This window comes from Pseudomonas sp. 6D_7.1_Bac1 (genome assembly GCF_025465945.1).
In the GTDB taxonomy this organism is placed as follows: domain Bacteria; phylum Pseudomonadota; class Gammaproteobacteria; order Pseudomonadales; family Pseudomonadaceae; genus Aquipseudomonas.
This window is the reverse complement of record NZ_JANLNW010000072.1, coordinates 154149-170355: the sequence shown is the minus strand read 5'-3', so window position 1 is coordinate 170355 and position 16207 is coordinate 154149. Positions and strand designations below refer to the sequence as shown.

At 58.3% G+C, this 16207-nt stretch carries 15 protein-coding genes; 4 read left to right on the top strand and 11 right to left on the bottom strand.

Annotated features, from left to right (window positions below):
• Nucleotides 1-56: 56 nt before the first annotated feature.
• The 9 genes from sigJ to hmpA all read right to left on the bottom strand — a co-directional run bounded on the left by sigJ (nucleotide 57) and on the right by hmpA (nucleotide 10044).
• A complete protein-coding gene (sigJ, locus tag NTD87_RS20395) occupies nucleotides 57-953 on the bottom strand; it encodes an RNA polymerase sigma factor SigJ (protein ID WP_262115984.1) in 897 nt (298 codons plus the stop codon).
• Nucleotides 943-2283, bottom strand: a complete 1341-nt coding sequence (locus NTD87_RS20390) for an alpha/beta fold hydrolase (protein WP_262115983.1) — start codon at nucleotides 2281-2283, stop codon at nucleotides 943-945. The genes sigJ and NTD87_RS20390 overlap by 11 nt, the downstream gene beginning before the upstream one ends.
• 84 nt (nucleotides 2284-2367) lie before the next feature.
• A complete protein-coding gene (gene cyoE, locus NTD87_RS20385) occupies nucleotides 2368-3255 on the bottom strand; it encodes a heme o synthase (RefSeq protein ID WP_262115982.1) in 888 nt (295 codons plus the stop codon).
• Between the two features lie 11 nt (nucleotides 3256-3266).
• On the bottom strand, nucleotides 3267-3614 hold the full coding sequence (gene cyoD / locus NTD87_RS20380) for a cytochrome o ubiquinol oxidase subunit IV (RefSeq protein ID WP_262115981.1): 348 nt from the start codon (nucleotides 3612-3614) through the stop codon (nucleotides 3267-3269).
• Nucleotides 3614-4240: a cytochrome o ubiquinol oxidase subunit III gene (locus NTD87_RS20375; protein WP_262115980.1), complete on the bottom strand. Its 627-nt coding sequence runs from the start codon at nucleotides 4238-4240 to the stop codon at nucleotides 3614-3616. Before NTD87_RS20375 ends, cyoD begins: the two co-directional genes overlap by 1 nt.
• 3 nt (nucleotides 4241-4243) lie before the next feature.
• On the bottom strand, nucleotides 4244-6274 hold the full coding sequence (gene cyoB / locus NTD87_RS20370) for a cytochrome o ubiquinol oxidase subunit I (RefSeq protein ID WP_262115979.1): 2031 nt from the start codon (nucleotides 6272-6274) through the stop codon (nucleotides 4244-4246).
• A 3-nt stretch (nucleotides 6275-6277) separates the two neighbouring features.
• Nucleotides 6278-7222, bottom strand: a complete 945-nt coding sequence (cyoA, locus tag NTD87_RS20365; protein WP_262115978.1) for a ubiquinol oxidase subunit II — start codon at nucleotides 7220-7222, stop codon at nucleotides 6278-6280.
• 813 nt (nucleotides 7223-8035) lie between these two features.
• The gene (locus NTD87_RS20360) at nucleotides 8036-8545 is read right to left on the bottom strand and encodes a disulfide bond formation protein B (protein ID WP_262115977.1); all 510 of its coding nucleotides are present in this window, start codon (nucleotides 8543-8545) and stop codon (nucleotides 8036-8038) included.
• A 317-nt stretch (nucleotides 8546-8862) separates the two neighbouring features.
• Nucleotides 8863-10044 carry an NO-inducible flavohemoprotein gene (gene hmpA, locus NTD87_RS20355; protein WP_262115976.1) on the bottom strand — a complete coding sequence of 394 codons (1182 nt, stop codon included), beginning with the start codon at nucleotides 10042-10044 and terminating at the stop codon, nucleotides 8863-8865.
• Between the two features lie 156 nt (nucleotides 10045-10200).
• Here hmpA and norR point away from each other — a divergent pair, with 156 nt between their 5' ends.
• The 4 genes from norR to NTD87_RS20335 all read left to right on the top strand — a co-directional run bounded on the left by norR (nucleotide 10201) and on the right by NTD87_RS20335 (nucleotide 14404).
• A complete protein-coding gene (norR, locus tag NTD87_RS20350; RefSeq protein WP_262115975.1) occupies nucleotides 10201-11757 on the top strand; it encodes a nitric oxide reductase transcriptional regulator NorR in 1557 nt (518 codons plus the stop codon).
• A 254-nt stretch (nucleotides 11758-12011) separates the two neighbouring features.
• A complete protein-coding gene (locus tag NTD87_RS20345) occupies nucleotides 12012-12914 on the top strand; it encodes a chemotaxis protein CheV (RefSeq protein ID WP_262115974.1) in 903 nt (300 codons plus the stop codon).
• Nucleotides 12915-12917: 3 nt separating this feature from the next.
• Entirely contained in the window at nucleotides 12918-13400 is a 483-nt protein-coding gene (locus NTD87_RS20340; protein ID WP_262115973.1) for a GNAT family N-acetyltransferase, read from the top strand.
• 254 nt (nucleotides 13401-13654) lie between these two features.
• A complete protein-coding gene (locus NTD87_RS20335) occupies nucleotides 13655-14404 on the top strand; it encodes a YkgJ family cysteine cluster protein (RefSeq protein WP_262115972.1) in 750 nt (249 codons plus the stop codon).
• 55 nt (nucleotides 14405-14459) lie between these two features.
• On the opposite strand, the gene NTD87_RS20330 is transcribed toward NTD87_RS20335, so the two are convergent.
• Together NTD87_RS20330 and NTD87_RS20325 are read right to left on the bottom strand one after the other, a co-directional pair.
• Nucleotides 14460-15602 carry a transporter substrate-binding domain-containing protein gene (locus tag NTD87_RS20330; protein WP_262116053.1) on the bottom strand — a complete coding sequence of 381 codons (1143 nt, stop codon included), beginning with the start codon at nucleotides 15600-15602 and terminating at the stop codon, nucleotides 14460-14462.
• A 213-nt stretch (nucleotides 15603-15815) separates the two neighbouring features.
• Complete coding sequence (locus NTD87_RS20325; RefSeq protein ID WP_262115971.1) at nucleotides 15816-16061, bottom strand: hypothetical protein; 246 nt, start codon at nucleotides 16059-16061, stop codon at nucleotides 15816-15818.
• Nucleotides 16062-16207: the final 146 nt, after the last annotated feature.

Below are 16207 nucleotides of genomic sequence, written 5' to 3'. Positions count from 1 at the left end.
GTCGGTTTTTGGCTGAACGCCCACCTGGACCGACAATGTGGCGACCCACCGGTCATCTAACTCGGGAGTAGGTTTAGATGGGCCAATTTCTGTGGATTGCGCATTGCATAGATTGCTTTGATCTGACCATTGTCATTGAAGCTCAGCGCGGTGGTTTGGACGGCCTGACCTTGCAAGTTATAGAGGATGACCGCCGGCAGGCTGTTGATAGTCGAAAGGCGTAAGTGGAAATCCTGCGGTCGCCACAATTTTGCGAAACCAATCAGTGTCCTTGATATCAAGTTCACGCCATTTAGGGGCCGAGGCACTGCAGCGACAATACCGCCACCGTCGGAAAGCATCACCACGTCCTCAGTTAGCAGTTGCGCAAGACTCTCGACATCACCGCTTGAAATGGCTTGCACAAATGCCTTCAGCAGCGTGGTGGCTTTCTCCTGTTCAATATCCACAATGGATTGTTCGCGTTGCACGTGTTTCCGTGCACGCGCGGCCAACTGGCGGCATGTTGCTTCGCTTCGCGCCAGCCGATGGGAAATTTCCTCATAGCTTTGATCAAATACGTCATGCAGCAGAAAAGCGGCTCGTTCAAGTATGGTCAACCGCTCAAGGGTCAGCATGAAGGCGATGGATATGCTCTGCGCATATTCCAAATTCGCCATTGGTCCCGGGTCATAGGCGCAGTGCTCATCCTCAAGTGGTTCCGGTAGCCAGCAGCCGACGTACTGCTCACGCCGTGCACGCGCAGACTGCATGCGATCCAGACAAAGATTGGTGACTATGCGGGACAGATAGGCTCGGGGGTGGTCCACCATAGTCAGATCTACTCTACTTTGGCGCAGCCATGCGTCTTGCACAACATCCTGCCCTTCGGAGAAAGAGCCCAGCATCCGGTACGCCAGTGCTTGCAAATATCCCCGATGATCTTCAAATGAATGGCTTGCGTCAGTTTCCATCTTGCGTCACAGGATTTTTGGAGGCATTACGGACCTGATGCAAGACTGTCAGAACGGAGTCAATGACCAACTTGGGGCGTTCGAGCTGCAAGTAGTGACCAGCGTCTGCCACCACCACTTGTTGGCTACCGGTTTCTCGGGCTAAGGCGCGTTGACCATCGATCCAGTGCTGGCGCATATATTCGGTTTCCCACCCAGGCGGAAATTCGCTCTGTGCATTTGTGCTGAGCACCACAATGGGCATGGCCGGAATGGGCGCAAGCTTGCGGGCAACGTCCAAGGCCGAATCAACAGCCAAGTATTCGGTACGCAATGCGCGGTAGTTTTTACTTTGCATCGCGAGAGCACGTGCGGCTGGTTGCTCGGCCAAGGGAAGCTTGTCCAATACCACTGACGCTGGCATGTTTGTAAGCCGTGTCAAACCCAAGGGTGCCAGCCAAGTGGCTGAGTTGGTCAAGAGATCCATGTTGCGACTGTAACGCGCATGAGCCTCGGGATCCATGCTGAATGTTTGGTCATGCTGCAGTGCATCAATGAGCACCAATCCGGCGACCTCGTCAGGATGGGTCTGAGCCAACATTTGAGCCAACAAACCGCCCAATGAATGGCCAACCACGACCATGCGGCCGTGCAAATTCGCATTGTGCAAGAGTGTGCGCAGATCATCCACGGCCAGCAACCCAGTGCGTGCAGTCGGGGACTCGTCAGACCAGGCATACCCCGCGCGGTCGTAGGCACAAACCGTGGTTGTCCTGGCAAGTTCAGGTTGGACCAAAGCCCAGTCCTGGGACCACCCGCTGAGACCAGATTCCAATAGAACAATTGGTTGTCCATGGCCTTCACAATGAATGTGCAAGCGATGATCGCCAACGCTTACCATTTGACCTGGGGCGGGGTAGTCAGTTTGCCCTTTTACGGTGAGCAGGCTCTGTGTGATCGCACCGATTCCTCCCAACCCCAAGAGGATCAAGATGACCAAAGTGATCTTTCCAAGCTGATATTGCTGGCGGACATGGTTTGCCCAATGTGAAAAGGGATTCATGCTTCGCGTTCCTGAAATTTGTGCAGGTCCCCTTAAGACGAAGTAGCGAACGTTTTTGTGACATCGCCGCTTCAGCAGCAAACCGCTTTCGACGGTTACAGCATCGCCGCACAGTAACGGCCACGCCAGCAGATTAAATGTGGGAGCGAGCCTGCTCGCGATGACGGCGGTACATTCAACATCAATATTGACTGACCCATCACCATCGCGAGCAGGCTCGCTCCCACAGTGTTGATTGATGTACATCCGCAAAAGAGTGGTCGGCTGTCTGGCCGCCTTCGCGAGCAAGCCCGCTCCCACAGATAAATCGTGCGCAATAAAAAGCCCCGCGTTTTTCTCGAAGGCGGGGCTTTTCGTACAACCGCAAAAACCTTAAGGCGCGTAAGTCAGCAACAACTCGCTCGGCACCTTGAAGTCCAGCGACATCATCACGCTCAGGGCGGTGATGGTGAAGATCGAGAACACGAACAGCTTGCGTGCCCAAACCGTGTCATCCACCGCCTTGTAGCCGGTCCAGGCCATGTACAACCAGTACATGCCCATCGCAGCAGCAACCGCGAGGTAGCTCATGCCAGCGTAACCGCTGAAGGTCAGCATCAAGGTCGCGACCAGGAACGCCAGGATGTAGAGCAGGATGTGCTTCTTGGCCACCTGAATCCCGCGCTTCACCGGCAACACCGGAATCGATGCAGCCAGGTAATCGTTGAAGCGGAAGATCGCGATGGCGTAGGAATGCGGCATCTGCCACAGGCTGAACATCACCAGCAGCGTCAGCGCCGCCATGTCGAAGCTATTGCTGACCGCGACATAGCCAATCACCGGCGGCATCGCCCCCGACAGACTGCCCACCAGCGTGCCGTGAACCGACTTGCGCTTGAGGTACAGGCTGTAGAAGCCGACGTAGATGACAAAACCGATCACTGCGAACAGCGCAGCCAACGGATTCGCCACGCGGTACAGCAGTGCAACGCCGGCGACACCCAGGACGGTCGCGTAAACCAACGCCAGTTTCAGGGAGATCAGGCCCTGCACCAGCACGCGGTTCTTGGTGCGTTCCATCTTCAGGTCGATGTCACGGTCGATGCAGTTGTTGAACACGCAACCCGACGCTACCACCAGGGACGTGCCGATCATCGCAGCCAGGAATATGGCCAGATCGACATGCCCTTTCGAGGCCAGGAAAAACCCGCCTGCCACAGAAAGCACGTTACCGAAAATGATCCCCGGTTTGGTGATTTGGATAAAGTGCTTTAAGGACATCCGGACTTTCCTCAGTGCGCCATCATGACGGTGTGGATGCTGTGCATGATCCACAGCGACAGGCCCACCAACAGGACGATCACCAGGGCAGCGAAGATAAACGCAATCACGTTGTTTCGCTGGGCGGCGGAGCGGTCCAGGTGGAGGAAGTAGACCAGGTGCACCAGCACCTGGATCACTGCGAAGGCCAGTACGATCCACAGGGTCATGGCTTTCGGCAGGGATGGGTACATCACCAGGCCGAATGGAATGACGGTCAGGATCACCGACAGGATGAAGCCGATGGCGTAGGACTTGACGCTGCCGTGGCTGTCGTCGTGGCTATCGTGGCCATTGTGTGAGTGAGCTGCGTTAGCCATTACAGAGTCCCCATCAGGTAAACAACGGTGAATACGCAGATCCACACAACGTCCAGGAAGTGCCAGAACAGGCTCAGGCAGCTCAAGCGGGTCTTGTTGGTCGACGTCAGGCCATGTTTGTTGACCTGATACATCATGATCGCCATCCAGATCAGACCGCTGGTCACGTGCAGACCGTGGGTGCCGACCAGGGTGAAGAACCCGGACAGGAAGCCTGAGCGGTTCGGACCGAAGCCTTCGGAGATCAGCGTGTGGAACTCGTTGATCTCCATGCCGATGAAGCCCAGACCGAACAGGAAGGTAATCGCCAACCAGCCCAGTACCTGAGTTTTCTTGCCCTTGAACAACGCCAGCATGGCGAAGCCGTAGGTGATCGAACTGAACAACAGGCAGGCGGTTTCACCCAGCACGTACGGCAGTTCGAAGATGTCGTGGCCCGACGGGCCACCGGCTACGTTGTTTACCAGTACCGCGTACACCGCGAAGATCGACGCAAACAGAATGCAGTCGGTCATCAGGTAGAGCCAGAAACCGAATACGGTCATCTCGCCCGAGTCGTGGTGATGGTCATCGTGCCCATGTCCATCGACATGGGTGTGTCCAGCATTGGTCACTAAGTTCGACATGGTTTAAGCCTGTTCCAACGAGGTTTCAACACGGGTGGCGGTGGCCGGGATCGCTTTGGCCGCTACCAGACGCTTGTGCTGCTCGGCTTCGATGCGCTCGATTGTTTCAACCGGGACCATGTAGCCCTGGTCATCACGGGCAGCGTGGATGACGAAATAGATCACGGTGCCGGCCAGGCCTGCGATGGCCATCCACCAGATGTGCCAGATCATCGCGAAACCGAACACGGTCAACAGAGCACCCATGACCAGACCGGTCGCGGTGTTGTTTGGCATGTGGATCGGCTCGTAACGGGCTGGAGCCTGGTACGCAGTACCGTTTTCCTTGGCCTCGGTGAACGGGTCGATGCCTTCGGCTTTCGGCAGTACGGCGAAGTTGTAGAACGGTGGTGGCGACGAGGTCGACCATTCCAGCGTGTGGGCATTCCACGGGTCACCGGCTTCGCACATGTTCTGCGGCAGCTTGCGATCACGGATACTCACGTACAACTGGATCAACTGGCAGGCAATACCGAAGGCGATCAGTACCGCACCGACCATTGCAACGTGCAGGTACGGCGTCCACTCAGGGTTGGTGGTGCTGTTCAGACGACGGGTCATGCCCATGAAGCCCAGTACATAGAGCGGCATGAACGCGACGAAGAAGCCCGAGATCCAGAACCAGAACGCTGCCTTGCCCCAACCTTCGTGCAGCTTGAAGCCGAACGCTTTAGGGAAGTAGAAGCCGAAACCGGCGATGTAGCCGAATACCGCGCCACCGATGATCACGTTGTGGAAGTGAGCGATCACGAACAGGCTGTTGTGCAGTACGAAGTCAGCACCCGGGATGGCCAGCAGTACGCCGGTCATGCCGCCGATGGCGAAGGTCACCATGAAGCCCAGGGTCCACAGAACCTGGCTGGTGATACGCAGACGACCGCGATAGATGGTGAACAGCCAGTTGAATAGCTTCACCCCCGTCGGAATCGAGATGAGCATCGTCGCCAGACCGAAGAAGGCGTTGACGTTGGCACCCGAACCCATGGTGAAGAAGTGGTGCAGCCAGACCATGAAGCCCAGGATCGAGATCGCGCCACTGGCGTAGATCATCGAGTGGTGGCCGAACAGACGCTTGCCGGAGAAGGTCGAGATGACTTCGGAGAAGATCCCGAACGCCGGCAGAATCAGGATGTAAACCTCGGGGTGACCCCAGGCCCAGAACAGGTTGACGTACATCATCGGATTTCCACCCAGTTCATTGGTGAAAATGTGGAAATCCATGTAACGGTCAAGCGTCAGCAATGCCAGGGTAGCGGTCAGGATCGGGAAGGAAGCGACGATCAGAACGTTGGCCCAGGTGCAGGTCCAGGTGAAGATCGGCATGTCCATCATTTTCATGCCCGGGGTACGCATTTTCAGCACGGTGGCCAGGAAGTTGACCCCGGTTAACGTCGTACCTAACCCCGATAGCTGGAGTGCCCAGATGTAGTAGTCCACACCCACGCCCGGGCTGTAGCCCAGTTCCGACAGCGGTGGGTATGCAACCCAACCGGTACGGGCGAATTCGCCGACACCCAGGGACACGTTCACCAGCACGACGCCGGAGACCAGCAGCCAGAAGCTCAGGGAGTTCAGGAACGGGTAGGCAACGTCACGCGCGCCGATCTGCAGCGGCACCGCAAGGTTCATCAGGCCGGTGAAGAATGGCATCGCCATGAAGATGATCATGATCACACCGTGAGCGGTGAAGATCTGGTCATAGTGTTCAGGTGGCAGGTAGCCAGGCGAACCCTCGGTGGCCAGGGCCAACTGGGAACGCATCATGACGGCGTCGGCAAAACCACGCAGCAGCATGATCATGGCCACGATGATGTACATCACGCCGATTTTCTTGTGGTCAACCGAAGTCAGCCACTCGGACCACAGGTAGGTCCACTTCTTGAAATAGGTGATTGCAGCGAACACCGCCAGACCACCGAGCGCGATCATGGCGATGGTTACCATCACAATCGGCTCGTGGAACGGGACCGCTTCCCAACTTAATTTACCAAACATCGTTTACTCCTCTGCCCCGGCAGCTGAATGCGAACTCATGTCCATTCCTTCCATACCGGCCACTTCTTTCTCGTCTTTCTCGTGGTGCATCGGCTTGCCCGGTTTCATGCCTTCGTACTTGTCGAGGATGATCTGGAACAGGTTCGGCGTGTACGAGGAGTAGAGTTCAACCGGGTTGTTCTGGCTTGGTTTGGAAAGGGCTTCGTATTCAGCTTTTTCAAGCTGTTTAGGTGCCTTCTTGACGTCACTGACCCAGGCGTCGAAATCTTCCTGGGAAGTGGCGATCGCTTTGAATTTCATGCCGGTGAAGCCAGCGCCGCTGTAGTTGGCGGAGATACCTTCAAGCTCGGTGTTCTGGTTGGCGATCAGGTGCAGCTTGGTCTGCATGCCCGCCATCGCGTAGATCTGGCCGCCCAGGCCCGGGATGAAGAACGAGTTCATCACGGTGTCGGAGGTGACTTTGAAGTTGATTGGCGTGTGGGCCGGGAACACGATCTTGTTGACCGTGGCGATGCCTTGTTCCGGGTAGATGAACAGCCACTTCCAGTCCATGGCGACCACTTCAATGGTGATCGGCTTGACGTCGGAATCCAGCGGACGGTAAGGGTCCAGGGCATGGGTCGATTTGTAGGTGACGTAACCCAGGGCGATGATGATCAGCACCGGAACAGTCCACACCGCGATTTCAATCTTGGTGGAGTGGGACCATTTTGGCGCGTAGTCGGCGTTCTGGTTCGACGCGCGGTATTTCCAGGCGAAGGCGAAGGTCATGACGATGACCGGCACAACGACCAACAGCATCAGCAGCGTGGCGGTGATGATCAGGTTTCGTTCATCCAGACCGACCTGGCCCTTGGGGTCGAGCAAGGTCATGTTGCAACCTCCCAGCAACAGCGTGCCGAGCAGCGGCAATAAGCCTAGTAATCTGGGGTACCTGTTTTTACTCATCTCACGACCTCTAAAGCAGCTTGCGCAATGCAGTTGGGTTTTGATCGCCAACACTTCACCCTGCCAAGGGTTGGCATTTTTCTTGGATTGAATAAGGGCTTGCCCGTCGCGCGTTAACCGCTGATCGACACATCCTGGGCTAGCGGTGAGTTCTTATTCGAATTCGTGGTCAAAGGCCTTGTTACAGACCAATTCCATTTGGTGCGGATAGTTGGAAGGCGCCGACACCTGGCGTCGAATGAAGCCCGTTAAAGCCCCACGACCGCCCCTTGTGCCAAGGAGAGCGCCGCGCCGGAATTTCAGTGCGGGCGATTGTAGATATGTAACGTTGTATAAACCATGTCTCAACTCGAAATAATTTTTATCGGATACGGCAACAATCATTAACGGTTTCTGCAAAGATTTTTCATGGTATCGCGATTTATTCTCAACAGGAACCTCGAAAAATGTAGGTCTACTGTCCACAGTTCAGACAGCATCGCCGTCTCCAGAAGCGTCGCCGACCTCGCCAAAGCCCCCTGTCACAAGGCATTTGGCCATTCGTCCAAGCCTGTTAAAACTGCCTGCTGCGGCGCCTTGGCTGTGCTTTGGGGAAGCCCGTCAGTGAGGTAAATTCCTTGTCAGTTTCAGCGACGACAATCGACTTTGAAATGAGTTGCCACACCTGAGCTGTGACAACATGTCGCACATGCGACACAGCCTTCTTAGCCGCGCATCACAATCCTTTTACAAGACCGCTGAAACGCAAAACGCCCCGGCCTCTTTTCGAGGACCGGGGCGTTTTTTCAAGGCCTGTGGCGGCGGCGAGCGGCCTCAGTTCAGGTGTTTGCGGTTACGCGAGACGAGCAGCGGCACCAGCACCACAGTCAACACAAAGGCCACGAGCGCCCATTGTGCCAGCGACAGGCCGAGGATCGGCGGGTACGGTGTCTCGCAGAAGCCGTCGACCTGGAAGCCCAGCGGGAAGATCTTTGCCAGCGGCAAGCCGTCGACAATCGGTTGCAGCACATCGATGCCGCAACTGACTGCCGGGTAGAACTGTGTATAGACGTGATGCCCGGCCGTTGCGGCGCCGGCCAGGGCGAAAATCACCACCAGCCCTTCAAACACGGTGATGCTGCGGCGAGTGCGCATGGCGGCACCGACAAAGGCACTGATCGCGATCAGCAACAGCGCATAACGTTGCAGGATGCACAGCGGGCATGGCGCCTCGCCCAGCACCACTTGCATGTACAGCGCGCCACCGATCAACGCCAGGCAGATGACGCCCAGCAGGACCAGAAAGCGCCGCTCACGTCCCAACCGCATCATTTCCTCATTCATTCCCGTTTCCTTTGCCAAAAGTGCTGGTTGTGTTCAACAGGCCCACCGACCGCAGTGGGCCTTTCGCGTATCAATTGATCGCAAGTTTACACGCTGACCACTGGGGTGGATTAACAGGAGGGAATTAACGGCAGGCTTATTAACAGCGGATTAAACAGTTGGATCTGTGGCGAAGCGGATGATGCCATCGCGAGCAGGCTCGCTCCCACAGGTGAATGGTGGTGTGATCACAATCTGAGTCACAACGCCAATCCACTGTGGGAGCGAGCCTGCTCGCGATGAAGGCGACTCGGTCTACCCGAGTCGCCACACTGCGCTTATTCCAGCGCAGCAGCCGGGCCGAAAAATTCGTAGCGACTCTGCTTCTCTGGCACACCCAGGGCCTTGAGGTGGCGCTTGATCGCGGCCATGAAACCTTTGGGCCCCAGGAAATAAGCGTCCAGGTCGCGCTCTTTCGGTAACCAGTCCGCCAACTGCTCCTGGCTCAACAGCCCGACCTTATGCGCTGCCGGGCTGACCCCATCATCTTCGGCATAGCAATAGAAGTGCTTGAGTTGCGGATGACGCTCGGCCAGACCGTTGATCCAGTCACGAAACGCATGCACACCACCGTTACGCGCGCAGTGGATAAAGTGCACCGGACGCTCGGTGGCCAGCGCCGCTTCAAGCATCGGCAGTGTTGGTGTGATGCCGACGCCGCCGCTGATCAGCACCAACGGCTTGTCGCTGGCGGTCAGGGTGAACTCGCCCGCTGGCGGGAACAACAGGATGCTGGCGCCGACAGGGAACTGGTCGTGCAGGTAGTTCGAGGCACGGCCGCCCTCTTCGCGTTTGACACTGATGCGGTACTGACCGTTATCACCCAGGGACGACAGCGAGTAGTTGCGACGAATTTCTTCACCGTCGAGGATCAGTTTCATGCCGATGTATTGACCCGGTTCCGCTGCGAGAATCGGCCCTTTGTCCGCCGGTTCAAAGTAGAACGAGGTGATTTCCGCACTCTCCTCCACACGTTTGGCCAGTTTGAATTCCCGCGCCCCGCGCCAGCCACCATGGGCTTGGGCTTTCTGGTCGTAGATCGCGGTTTCGGCGCCGATCAGGATGTCGGCCAGTTGATTGTAGGCCGCGCCCCAGGCGCTCATCACTTCTGGCGTGGCGATATCGTCACCGAGCACCTCGGATATCGCCCGCAGCAGGCAAGCGCCGACAATCGGGTAATGCTCCGGCAGGATTTGCAGGGCAACGTGCTTGTTGATGATCTTCGCCACCAGGTCACCCAACTGATCGAGCTGATCAATGTGCCGCGCGTACATCAGTACGCCGCGCGCCAAGGCCCGAGGCTGGTCGCCGCTGGCCTGGTGCGCCTGGTTGAACAGCGGGCGCACCTGCGGGTATTCGCAGAGCATCATGCGATAGAAGTGGGTGATCAGGGCTTCGCCACCGCTTTCGAGCAACGGTACGGTGGATTTGACGATGGCACGGTCTTGCGCGCTAAGCATAAGGGGTACTCCTGAACGGCTGGGTTTATAGCTTTCTAACCGTTACATATCAGTTTCCATGCCAATAATTAAATTCATATAAATCAATATGTTATAAATAGTGTAGTCATATAGACACAAGCAGGCTTATAGTCATCTCGACTACATGGAGTCAATATGACTGCAAAATCCTTGCTTACCGCACTGCTTCCACTGGTCTCCGACCTTTCCCGCGAATTGCCGGAAGGCGAGCGCTACCGACGCCTGCTCGAAGCGATGCGCGCCCTGCTCCCCTGCGACGCCGCCGCCCTGCTGCGGCTCGACGGTGAATGGCTGGTGCCGCTGGCGGTGAACGGTCTGAGCATCGACACCCTGGGGCGGCGCTTCAAGGTCAGCGAACACCCGCGCTTTGAAGTGTTGCTCAGCCGCTCGGAGCCGACGCGCTTCCCCAGCGACAGCGCCTTGCCCGATCCCTATGACGGCTTGGTCGATGGCCTCCACGATCACCTGGAAGTCCACGATTGCATGGGCTGCCCGCTGTTTATCGATGAGCGTCCGTGGGGCTTGCTGACCCTCGACGCCCTGGACCCGGAGCGCTTCGAGCCCATCGAACTGGACGCCCTGCAAGCCTTTGCCAGCCTCGCTGCCGCCACGGTCAACGCCGCCGAACGTATCGAACGGCTGGCCAATCGCGCGGAAGACGAGCACCAGCGCGCCGAGGTCTATCGCCAGGCCAGCGGCCAGCAGAACCGCGAAATGATCGGCCAGAGCAAGGCACACAAGCGTTTGGTGGAAGAGATCAACCTGGTCGGTGGCAGCGACCTGACCGTGCTGATCACCGGCGAAACCGGGGTCGGTAAAGAGCTGGTGGCCCAGGCGATCCACGCCGCTTCACCGCGTGCCGACAAACCGATCATCAGCCTCAACTGCGCCGCGCTGCCCGACACCCTGGTGGAAAGCGAACTGTTCGGCCACGTGCGCGGCGCCTTCACCGGGGCGATGAACGACCGTCGCGGCAAATTCGAACTGGCCAATGGCGGCACGCTGTTTCTCGATGAAGTGGGCGAGTTGTCGCTGACGGTGCAGGCCAAATTGCTGCGCGTGCTGCAAAGCGGTCAGTTACAGCGCCTGGGGTCGGACAAGGAGCATCACGTCGACGTGCGCCTGATCGCCGCGACTAACCGTGACCTGGCCGAAGAGGTGCGCAGCGGCCGCTACCGCGCCGATTTCTACCATCGCCTCAGCGTTTACCCATTGCGGGTGCCGGCGCTGCGTGATCGCGGTCGGGATGTGTTGTTGCTCAGCGGCTATTTCCTTGAGCAGAACCGCTCGCGCATGGGCCTCAACAGCCTGCGCCTGAGCAGCGACGCACACGCGTCACTGCTGGCCTACAACTGGCCGGGCAACGTCCGCGAACTGGAACACTTGATCGGCCGCAGCGCGCTGAAAGCACTGGGCAACTCACGGGAGCGGCCGAAGATTCTGAGCCTGAGTGCGGCGGATCTTGACCTGCCCCACGACACTGTCGAAACCGCCCTGCCGCCAGCAATCATTGACCCTGCGCCCACGGCGCAAGTGTTCGGCGACCTGCGCCAAGCCACCGAACACTATCAACGCCAGCTGATCACCGCTTGTCTTGAACGCCACCAGAACAACTGGGCCAGCGCCGCCCGTGAGCTAGGCTTGGATCGAGCAAACCTTGGGCGGATGGCCAAGCGGTTGGGGATGAAGTAGTAACCAGTGTGGCGAGGGAGCTTGCTCCCGCTGGAGTGCGAAGCACTCCCAAATCAGTCACCACATTGCAATAGACTGCACACAATTACCTATTTGGCGACTGCTGCGCAGTCGAGCGGGAGCAAGCTCCCTCGCCACAGGATTCAGCGTTTGGCATTAAGGTTAAAGCCTGCCCCGCTTGCGTCGATAACCCGATATCAATAGTTGCTGGCGGTCCTGCGATCGCCCATCACCTTTTTCCACAGAAGGTTTTTATGTCCTCCACCAAAGCCCGCGCAGATTCACTTTCGCTTCTGCTGTTTACCTTGCGCAGCGGCAAGCTGATGGCGATCAACCTGTTGAAAGTCAGTGAAATCATTCCCTGCCCGCCGCTGACCAAGCTGCCGGAGTCGCACCCCCACGTCAAAGGTATCGCCACCCTGCGCGGCGCCTCGTTGTCAGTGATCGACCTGAGCCGGGCAATCGGTGAACGACCGCTGGTGGACCCGGATGGCGGCTGCCTGATCGTCACCGACGTCAGCCGCTCCAAGCAAGGCCTGCACGTTCAGGCGGTGAGCAAGATCGTCCACTGCCTGACCACCGACATCCGCCCACCGCCCTACGGCTCCGGGGGCGTGCGTTCGTATATCACAGGGGTGACCTCGGTGGACGGCACGCTGGTGCAGGTGCTCGACATCGAGAAAGTCATCCACGGCATCGCCCCGGCGCAGATCGAAATGGCCCCGACCGAGCTCAGCATGGAAGACGCCGAAGTGCTGGGCAACGCACGCATTCTGGTGGTCGATGACAGCCAGGTGGCACTGCAACAATCGGTGCATACCCTGCGCAACCTCGGCCTGCAATGCCACACCGCACGCAGCGCCAGGGAAGCCATCGACTGCCTGCTGGACCTGCAAGGCACCGCGCAGCAGATCAACCTGATTGTCTCGGACATCGAAATGTCCGAAATGGACGGCTACGCCTTCACCCGAACCCTGCGCGAAACTCCGGACTTTTCCCACCTTTACGTGCTGCTGCACACCTCGCTGGACAGCGCGATGAACAGTGAAAAGGCCCGATTGGCCGGGGCGAACGCGGTGCTGACCAAGTTCTCCTCGCCAGAGCTGACCAAATGCCTGATCGAGGCCGCAAAAGCGGTCGCGCAGCAAGGTAACTAAGCCTTGGCGCAAACGTATTGCCTGCTGCTGCGGCGCGACCTGGCCGAGACGTTGCCGCCCGTCGTCTGGCCGGACGGTATCCAGCTGAGCCTCTATCGCCCGCCATTGGCCGAAGCCGTGCACGGGTTGATGGAACAGGGCTATCAACAAGGCGGTGGGCGAGTTCCGGCCCTGGAGGTTTGGCGCGAGCATTTTGAACGCGATGCCGAATATGACCCGGCGCTGTGCTTCATCGCCTCGGATGTGCAAGGCATTGTCGGCGTGGCGCAGTGCTGGACCAGCGCCTACATCAAGAACCTGGTGGTACATCCGCGCGCGCAGGGCCAAGGATTGGGACGGGCGTTGTTGTTGCATGCATTCAGTGTGTTTCAACAGCGACGCGAGGGGTTCGTTGATCTGAAGGTCCTGGAGGACAACCCTCGAGCCCTGCGATTGTATGAAAACGCTGGAATGCGCCTGGTACGCCGAGAACTTGTTCCAGACTGATACCGCTATCGCGAGCAGGCTCGCTCCCACATTTGATCTCATGGAACGCAGATTCTATGTACAACGAAAACCACTGTGGGAGCGAGCCTGCTCGCGATGAGGTCCGCACTACCAACAGCAAACCATCATGCAGATTCAGCCCTTGGTCAACGCACGCCCAAGGGCTGGTGACTGGCGCATAACTTGCTTCAGGAGAGTTCCTTGCGGTGGCTTTTCGTCATCGCTGACGCCTCTGGAATGTGACTGGTCGCCCTATGAATACGACGTTTTCCTGCGTAGGTTGCGGCAAATGCTGCAGCGACCACCACGTGCCTCTGACCCTCGTCGAGGCCCGGATGTGGGCGGCTGACGGCGGTACCGTGATCGTGCTGGTGGAAGGTTTTCTCGGCAATGGCCTGGGCCTTCCCGCCTTGCAAGGCGAGCACGCCGAACGCCGTTCCGTGGTGGTGCCCAGCGGCGCGACCGAGGCCCACATCGCCATCACCTTCGCCGCGTACAACGCCGGCCCCTGCCGGAATCTTGACAAAGACAACCTCTGCGGCATCTACGAACGCCGGCCTTTGGTCTGTCGCATCTACCCAATGGAAATCAATCCGCACATTCCGCTGACGCCAACAGCCAAGGACTGCCCGCCCGAATCGTGGGAGCAAGGCCCTGAGTTGATCGTCGGCGGTCAGCTGGTTGACCAGGAACTGGCCAGCCTGATCCAGCGCTCGCGTCAGGCAGACCGCGACGACATTCAAACCAAGGAAGCGATTTGCGCACGTCTGGGGATGCGCACCACAGCCCTCAAGGGTGACGGGTTTACCGCGTACCTGCCGGACATGGCGGCGTTTGCCCAGGCGATTGATCAGGTGCAGGCAGTGCCGTTGCCAGAGTCGGCTGGTGAATGGCAGTTCCATGTGTCAGGCAACGAAATCGCCGAGCAAGTGCAGGCCGCCGGGGCCCAAGTGACCACGGCGGAACCGCTGAACTATGCGTTTATCTCGCTGCGGGCGGCCTGAGACGACAAGCCAGCCGAGGCCCAGGACATACTGCACAGGGCATGTTTATGGAAGGCTAACGCGCAGTGACCGCCAGACATTCAACCTCCACTCGTGCGTCCAATAGCAGCTTCCCGGCAGCGAACGACGTGCGAGCCGGCAATCGATCCGCCGGGAAGTACTGCCTATAAACCGTATTCATGGCGGCGAAATCCTTGATGTCGGCGAGGATGACCGTACATTTGGCTACGTGAGCCTGGGACGAACCACTACGTTGCAACGCGTCGCGCAGATTCTCCATAGCCTGGGTCATCTGCGGAACGATGCCGCCCTTGACCAGTTCGCCGTCAGCCCCCAGACCGAGCACGCCGGACAGATAGATGGTCTGGCCAACCTGCACCGCATCGGAGAATGGCAGGCCTTCTTCGTTAGGAAAATAGCGTGGCGAATCGGGTGCTGCAGGCGGCAGAAAGCGCTGGGTAATGGTCTGGTACTGGCCGTTTTGCTTGATACGCTCAAGTGCACCGTTCAGGTTATCGCGCAACGCTGTGTCGTTTTTGCGCACGGCGATGGCCACGCCACTGCCCAGCAAAGGGTCCTTGAGGGTCGGGCCGACAAAATCGAAATCTTGCCCCTGGGGTTGGCTTAACAGCGCGTGGGTGATTTCAATGGAGTCTTGCAGGGTGGCGTCGATCTCACCGGCCAACAGACTGGCAACCAATTGGTCGTTGAAATCGAAACTGCGCACCGTCACGCCCGACGCAGCCCAACGAGTCTTGGCGAACGCCTCACGGCTGGTACCCGCCAGTACGCCTACCCGCTTGCCTTTGAGCGATTGCGGATCAGGTTGCAGGCCCGAGTTTTTGCGTGCCACCAGGCGGTTATTCAGGGGGTACAGGTCTTCGGTAAAGTCGACCCGTTCCCGACGCAAAGGCGTGGCAGTCATCGGCATGATCGCATCAAAGCGCTTGGCTTCAAGCGCGTCGACATTGGTGGCGTAGGCTTGATCGATCCAGACACAGCGGGACTTGAGTTCGGCACACAGCGCGTTGCCCAACTCGATGTTCAGCCCCACCAACTCGCCTTTCTCGTTGCGACTCTCGAACGGAGGAACCAGGGCTTCGACGCCGAAGCGGATCTGAGGGTCGACCGCGGACGACACGCAACCGGTGGTCAGAGCCATCAGAGAGAGCAAAGTTACGGTTTTTACCAGAGACATTTCGGTGGCCTTCATCAAGCAATCATGGGAGTCCGCGATGCCTGCCCCTTCAGTGCGGGCAATATCATCTGGCAATGGGTCAAACGACACACATTGCGCGGGCATGAATCTTCAACGAGTGACCACCGACGCCCCAAGAGGACAGATCGCTTATCCTTGTGGGAACTATCTCAGCGACAGAGAGAATTGTTTCCAGCCAAAAACGCCTGACTGTCAGCGCTTACCCATCGAGCGACGAGTGCCAGGCGGCGCGGCACCAGGAACCTTGGTGTGGCCGTTCTTGGCGCCGTTCTTGTACCACGGTTGATTGGCGTTTTTGCCGGCTGCCAGCTCACCCGGTTTGAACGGGAACTTGAAGGCCGGAATCGCGGCGCGGGTTTCGCTGTCGGCGCTGGAGTCGACGCTGTCTGGCAGGTCAGCCTGTTCGTCAGCAACAGGCGCTTGTATCGGGGAAGTCATGAATGCTCCGGGTGATGCACATAGAGTCGGGCCCGATGAGTGGACCGCGAAAGGCGGGCAGTATACCTGTGCGCCTGCGATCTTTAACCTCCCGACGCACGAATGGTCGCCTAGCTGACAGCCCTGTCAGTTAGCAGTCACCCTGC

What these genes read in the sequence shown, in the direction of transcription:
- cyoA (WP_262115978.1), bottom strand. Translation starts at nt 7,222, where the DNA reads ATGAGTAAAAACAGGTACCCCAGATTACTAGGCTTATTGCCGCTGCTC.
- hmpA (WP_262115976.1), bottom strand. Translation starts at nt 10,044, where the DNA reads ATGCTTAGCGCGCAAGACCGTGCCATCGTCAAATCCACCGTACCGTTG.
- NTD87_RS20345 (WP_262115974.1), top strand. Translation starts at nt 12,012, where the DNA reads ATGTCCTCCACCAAAGCCCGCGCAGATTCACTTTCGCTTCTGCTGTTT.
- NTD87_RS20330 (WP_262116053.1), bottom strand. Translation starts at nt 15,602, where the DNA reads ATGTCTCTGGTAAAAACCGTAACTTTGCTCTCTCTGATGGCTCTGACC.
- NTD87_RS20360 (WP_262115977.1), bottom strand. Translation starts at nt 8,545, where the DNA reads ATGAATGAGGAAATGATGCGGTTGGGACGTGAGCGGCGCTTTCTGGTC.
- NTD87_RS20325 (WP_262115971.1), bottom strand. Translation starts at nt 16,061, where the DNA reads ATGACTTCCCCGATACAAGCGCCTGTTGCTGACGAACAGGCTGACCTG.
- cyoE (WP_262115982.1), bottom strand. Translation starts at nt 3,255, where the DNA reads ATGTCCTTAAAGCACTTTATCCAAATCACCAAACCGGGGATCATTTTC.
- cyoD (WP_262115981.1), bottom strand. Translation starts at nt 3,614, where the DNA reads ATGGCTAACGCAGCTCACTCACACAATGGCCACGATAGCCACGACGAC.
- norR (WP_262115975.1), top strand. Translation starts at nt 10,201, where the DNA reads ATGACTGCAAAATCCTTGCTTACCGCACTGCTTCCACTGGTCTCCGAC.
- cyoB (WP_262115979.1), bottom strand. Translation starts at nt 6,274, where the DNA reads ATGTTTGGTAAATTAAGTTGGGAAGCGGTCCCGTTCCACGAGCCGATT.
- sigJ (WP_262115984.1), bottom strand. Translation starts at nt 953, where the DNA reads ATGGAAACTGACGCAAGCCATTCATTTGAAGATCATCGGGGATATTTG.
- NTD87_RS20335 (WP_262115972.1), top strand. Translation starts at nt 13,655, where the DNA reads ATGAATACGACGTTTTCCTGCGTAGGTTGCGGCAAATGCTGCAGCGAC.
- NTD87_RS20375 (WP_262115980.1), bottom strand. Translation starts at nt 4,240, where the DNA reads ATGTCGAACTTAGTGACCAATGCTGGACACACCCATGTCGATGGACAT.